General features: G+C 65.6%; 6 protein-coding genes. 2 read left to right on the forward strand and 4 right to left on the reverse strand.

Annotation, left to right across the window (positions count from 1 at the left end; genetic code table 11):
* Window positions 1–730 precede the first annotated feature (730 nt).
* A complete protein-coding gene (locus AC2VOU_RS17630) occupies window positions 731–1,072 on the forward strand; it encodes a DUF3024 domain-containing protein (protein ID WP_486958532.1) in 342 nt (113 codons plus the stop codon).
* Window positions 1,073–1,079: 7 nt separating this feature from the next.
* Here AC2VOU_RS17630 and AC2VOU_RS17635 read toward each other — a convergent pair whose 3' ends face one another.
* From AC2VOU_RS17635 to AC2VOU_RS17645, 3 genes are all read right to left on the reverse strand, one after another.
* Window positions 1,080–1,262, reverse strand: a complete 183-nt coding sequence (locus tag AC2VOU_RS17635; protein WP_486958533.1) for a hypothetical protein — start codon at window positions 1,260–1,262, stop codon at window positions 1,080–1,082.
* A gap of 100 nt (window positions 1,263–1,362) precedes the next feature.
* Window positions 1,363–2,559, reverse strand: coding sequence for an IS30 family transposase (locus AC2VOU_RS17640; protein ID WP_486958534.1), 1,197 nt, complete (start codon window positions 2,557–2,559; stop codon window positions 1,363–1,365).
* Between the two features lie 528 nt (window positions 2,560–3,087).
* Window positions 3,088–3,756: a hypothetical protein gene (locus AC2VOU_RS17645; protein WP_486958535.1), complete on the reverse strand. Its 669-nt coding sequence runs from the start codon at window positions 3,754–3,756 to the stop codon at window positions 3,088–3,090.
* 149 nt (window positions 3,757–3,905) lie between these two features.
* On the opposite strand from AC2VOU_RS17645, the gene AC2VOU_RS17650 reads away from it, so the two are divergent.
* Window positions 3,906–4,937, forward strand: coding sequence for a DUF2293 domain-containing protein (locus AC2VOU_RS17650; protein ID WP_486958536.1), 1,032 nt, complete (start codon window positions 3,906–3,908; stop codon window positions 4,935–4,937).
* Window positions 4,938–4,995: 58 nt separating this feature from the next.
* Here AC2VOU_RS17650 and AC2VOU_RS17655 read toward each other — a convergent pair.
* The coding region (locus AC2VOU_RS17655) for a hypothetical protein (RefSeq protein ID WP_486958537.1) at window positions 4,996–5,478 on the reverse strand (483 nt) is incomplete at its 5' end.

Consider the following 5,478-nt stretch of genomic DNA (forward strand, 5'->3'; position numbering starts at 1 on the left):
GAGGGTTTAAACGCTGCCATCAGAATGATGAAAGACCTTGCCGCGGCCGTTTCGGCGGCCGCCCTTCATCGAGGGGCTTTCCCGGCCTGGCGGATGCCAGACCGGTAGGTGCCGCGGCCGTTTCGGCGGCCGCACTTCATCGAGGGATACACATCGACAGCGTTAAAACACCGTCGAGGATGCCGCGGCCGTTTCGGCGGCCGCACATCATCGAGGGCCAGACTTCGAGCCGGGTCAGCGCGTTCGCATTCTTCGCCGCGGCCGTTTCGGCGGCCGCACTTCACCGAGGGCGATAACCTCATCTGGTTGTGTATCCCCGATGAATTGCCGCGGCCGTTTCGGCGGCCGCACTTCATCGAGGGATGGCTAGCGCCACCGACGACGGGTTGCCGGGCTGCCGCGGCCGTTTCGGCGGCCGCACTTCATCGAGGGACCGCAGCGCTGTCGCAGATGATGTCGCCGTGGGCGGGCCGCGGCCGTTTCGGCGGCCGCACTTCATCGAGGGCGGTCGCGCTGGCTCGGCGCGTACTGGCAGTACGCCGCGGCCGTTTCGGCTGCCGCACTTCATCGAGGGCCGAACAGATACGTCGGATCGGCCGGCGACAGCTCAGGCCGCGGCCGTTTCGGCGGCCGCACTTCATCGATGTCGACGGCACGTGAAAACTGACCCCGGCGCGGCAGCGGCGGATTCCAGTGAACGTTGCAACGGAACGAGTTGCACACTAGTCGCGTGAGGGGTCTGCCGGAAACAGATGTTGCGCGAGTGCAGCGATGGTGCCAAGGCCGGGTGCCCGAGCAGATCCGTGACGAGGTCCGGGTCGAGGTGGACGTCGCGGAGCGTCATCTGACAATCGTCGAGTGCCGGCCGCCATGGCGAGCGGATATGGACTCGAACTGGACTCGGTTCCCGATCGCTCGGCTGCGCTATACGAAAACCCGCGGTATGTGGTCACTGTATTGGCGCGACCGCAACCTGCGTTTCCATGCCTACGATTTGGTGTCGCCGACGGCCAATATCGAGGAGTTGCTTGCCGAAGTGGATCGGGATCCCACGGCGATCTTTTGGGGCTGACCGGGGGTTATCCGACGAACCTGCTGGCTGTGTCATAGCCGAGCAGGATGCGGGCGTAGCGTTCAATGTCGGCGCGCAGTTCGTCGATGCGGCAGGCGGCTGCGTTGCGGCCGGGTGCGGCGACGTAGTCGTGCAGCGATGCGTCAAGCCGGTTGGGGTCGCTGGCCAACCAGTCGCTAAGGAAGGTCAACAATTCGCCGAGTTCGACCGCGTCGGCGCTGCCCAGACCGAGGAAGGGGGCCCATCGGCTCTGCCATGAACGCTGAGCCTACCGAACCGAGCGCGTGCTGTTATGCCGTCTTTAGGGCGGCATCGGCGATCAGGTCAGCCGGTCGCGCCCAGCCAAGAGTTTTACGGGGCCGATCATTGAGTTCGTCGGCAACTCGCTGCAGTTCTTCCAGTGAGATACCGGACAGGTCAACACCTTTGGGAAAGTAGTCGCGCAGCAAACCGTTGGTGTTCTCGTTGGAGCCCCGCTGCCACGGCGAGTGGGCGTCACAAAAGAACACGCGTGTGCCGGTGCGAGTGGTGATCTGTTGATGCAGCGCAAGTTCTTTGCCCTGATCCCAGGTCAGCGTCCGACGCAGATGCGGGGCAAAAGCGCCCAGGGCAGCTACGAGGCCGTCACACATGGCCTGCGCGGTCGGCCGCCCAGTAGTGACATGGATAAGGATCACAAAGCGGGTGACGCGCTCAACCAAAGTGCCGATTGCCGAACGGTTTCCGGGCCCCATGATGCAATCGCCCTCCCAGTGCCCGACCTGCACCCGGGCTTCGACCTCGGCGGGCCGATCAGCGATCATCGTCATAGCGGTGAGTCGACCACGGCGTTCCAGGCCCTGGACTCGGCGGCGGCGCCGCCGGCGCCGCCGTTTGGCCGGACGGGTTAAATCGGTGCGGGGATCATAGATCGCCTGGTAGATCGACTCGGTACACAGATGGCGCTCGGGTTGGTCAGGAAAGCACGCCGGCAGTTCATGGGCAACCTGTTCGGGACTCCACCGCTTGCCCAACAGCTCGGCGACCACATCATGGAGCTCCTCGTCAACCGCTACACGGCGGGTGCGCGACGGCCGGCATTGCCGCTCGACTGCAAGCCGCTCGGCCGTAGCAGGCAAGTAGCGGCCCTGGTCGTCGACGTTGCGGCTCAACTCCCGCGAGACCGTCGAAGGTGCCCTACCCAACTCCTCGGCGATGGCACACACACCGACACCCGCACGGTGCAAATCGGCGATCGTTGTCCTTTCGGCTTGCGACAGATATCGAGGATGACGCGGCTTGGGTGCTGCAAGACTCACCGCTGGATAATGCACCGCCTCGCCAGCAGTGTTGCGGATTGTGCGCCCATAGCGCCAGCATGTCCCCGTCCTGCGGTTGATTCCCACGATCCGGCACGCCTGGCGGTTGCTTACCCCTTGGGCAATCAGCCGACCGAACCACTCCTGCTTCTCCACGTCGCCGTGCCGGGTCTTTCGCTGTGCTTCCACCGCAACCTCCCAATAGCCTCGGTGTTGCGACGTTCACTGGAATCCGCCAGCCGAATTTTGACCCCCTGGTCGGGTGTCCTGGCTCTACCCGAGCTAGGAGGACCAGGGGGTCAAAATTCGGGCTCTTGTGACGTTTCCGTGGGTGGAAATCAGGCGGGTTTCGGTCCATCTACCTGGGGTTCTGTTGTGATGGAAGGAGTCTGGGCCGCGCCTGCTACGGGCGCACCCCTCACGCGTCAAGGGCGCTTTGCGTCGCTTCGCGATGGCCTTCCGGCCACCCTTGACCCGCGAGCCTCTATGCACCCTTCGACGGGCCTAAAGGGCAGGTCGGTGACCTGCCCGCGGCAACGCCGCGGCCCAGACAAAGACCTAAACGCCCAGGTCAACGGACCCACGGAAACGACAGTAGATCCAAAATTCGGATGCCGCGCCGGGGTCAGTTTTCACGTGCCGTCGACAGCTTCATCGAGGGCCGTCGAAAAACAACGGTGCGGTCTCGACGCCTTGATGCGTGATAGCTGGCGGACTTTATCCCGTCCGGCGACCGGGCAGGACACTGGCGATGGCGTCGACGTCGTCGTAGGGGCCCTCGATATAGTACGGAGATCCGTTGTATCCGAACTGGATTGGGCAGCTCCCCGACCACACCCCGAGGTGATCGGCGGTGGCCGCGAAGTCGGGATGGGGTTCGAATCCGAGCCCCCGCGCGAACTCGACAGCACCGAACACCAGATGCTGGGCCAACTCCAATGGCGCGGACATGGCGAGATCGTCGTATCCAGCGAACACGGTGCCGCGAAGCTTGGTCAGCCTTTTGTTGGACACCGTTTCCGGACCTGTCACGTTTTTGACGCCGAGGAAGAACGTGTCGACCAGGTACACGCACACCCGGCTGCGGGACCGCTGGTCTGGGCGCGCGACCATCACCGTGACCAGCCCACCCGCGCCGTCCGCGGCAGCCGGGTTGACCGGCCAGTCCGGCTGCGGCGCGAACATCAGCCCTTCGTGCCATCCCGGGCTGATCCAGCACTCGACGGCATCGGGCCGCTGCCGCGACTCGGCGTTCTGCGCGGCGATCAACCGGACCAGCGGGGCGACCTTGGCCGGCGGCACCTGCAACGCGCGGGCGATGTCTTTGGGCGAGGCGCCTTTCGCCCGGAGGCGCCGAACTTCCTGCAGCAGCATGTCATCATCCACGAACCGGATCCTTCTCCAGTGGAAGGGCACCCGCGCAACGACACGCCGGGAAACCTGGAGTCATGGAGATCAGACCACCGGCTCGCCACCGATGGGCACGACCCGCGTCACGGACACGCTGATCGGTTCCCATTAGGCTCGAACAATCTATGGCACGTCAGGATCTGGAGCGGCGAGTCAGGCGAACCGCTGAGGAGGCGCTGACCCGACAGCGGTTCGTCAGCGCGATCGATGTGCTGCTCGGCCTGGGCTGGCTGGCGCCCACACACCTGGACAGGTGGCGGCAGGGCCGGGTCGAATCGTTGGAGCACGTCGTCCAGGCAAACTTGCGCAAGGTCACGGCGGCCATGGCGGAGTTACGGCGCTGGGCGCAAGCCAAGGGGCTCAATCCGGCGGAGACCGCTTACCTGGCCCGGACTCGCGGTCGGCGCCCGCTTCGATTCAGCGTCAGCGGCGACGACGCCATCGAGCTGGCGTATCGGACGCACTGGGTGGCGCCGGAATTGTCCCAGCGCACAGTCGAGCGGCAGAGCCGTCCGCCGGACCTTGTCGTGATCTGGGCGGTCAACGAGTGGACGTGCACATCGTGCGGCGATACGGGCGACTTGTTGTTCATGCAGGACACGGGTCCATTGTGTGTGGCCTGCGCTGATCTGGGACATCTCGTCTTCCTGCCATCCGGCGATGCCGCGCTGACCAGGCGCGCAAAGCGAGCCAGCGGCCTGTCGGCGGTGGTGGTGCGGTGGAGCCGGTCGCGTAAACGGTACGAGCGCAAAGGAATTCTGGTCGAACCGGATGCGCTCGAGTGCGCGGAACAGGAATGCCTGTCCGACGCGCAGGCGCGCGCCCGCCGCAGGGAGCGGGACGCCCTGAGACGCGCCGACGAGGACGTGCGGTTGCAAGCCGATCTTGCCGTCGCTATCCGCACACGATTTCCCCGCTGCCCCGCCAGCCGGGCCGAGTCGATCGCGCGTCACGCGGCGAGCCGCGGCAGCGGGCGGATCGGGCGAAGCGCGGCCGGGCGAGCACTCGATCCGGATGCGATAACACGTGCCGTTGAGGCCTCGGTCCGGCACGTCGACACCGACTACGACCAACTGCTGATGTCAGGTATCGACCGCGAAACCGCTCGAAATCAGGTACGCGAGCGCGTCGAGGAGATGCTGCGCAAGTGGGGCTGATCGGCAGCTGTGGCGTTGGCAACGATCTGGGCGCAGCGACGCCGCAGGACTCGACACGTCACGGGTAGACGACGCCGACTTCGAGCAAATGCCAGCGTGAGTCAACCCTGGCCGCGGTCACGAACGCCGACCATCCGGGACGGGCGAGATCGCTCGCCTTGCGCGGCACGGCGATCGGCCCGACACCGTTCTCGAACCAGATCTTGCCGGGCCCCACATCGGCGATCTGAAGGTAGTCCTCGACCCAGTCGGCGTCGTCGACATCCTCGGGATCGATGGCGGGCGCCCGATCGGCGACCTCGTGCAGCAGCCTGCCCAGGCGATCGGCCATCGGCAGATCATGCGCGGCCTCCCGCGCCTGCTCACCGGCCTGATCGGCAGATGTTGCGTGGATGTCGCCGCGCTCAGCGAGCCAGCGCATCAATTTACCCGTGACCGTGCCGGCGGCCTTGAGCAGCTCCTCACCGGCGATCACCCGGACCAGCGGGGCGACCTTGGCCGGCGGCACCCGCAACGCGCGGGCGATGTCTTTGGGTGAGGC

Source organism: Mycobacterium sp. TH-M25 (genome assembly GCF_057473665.1).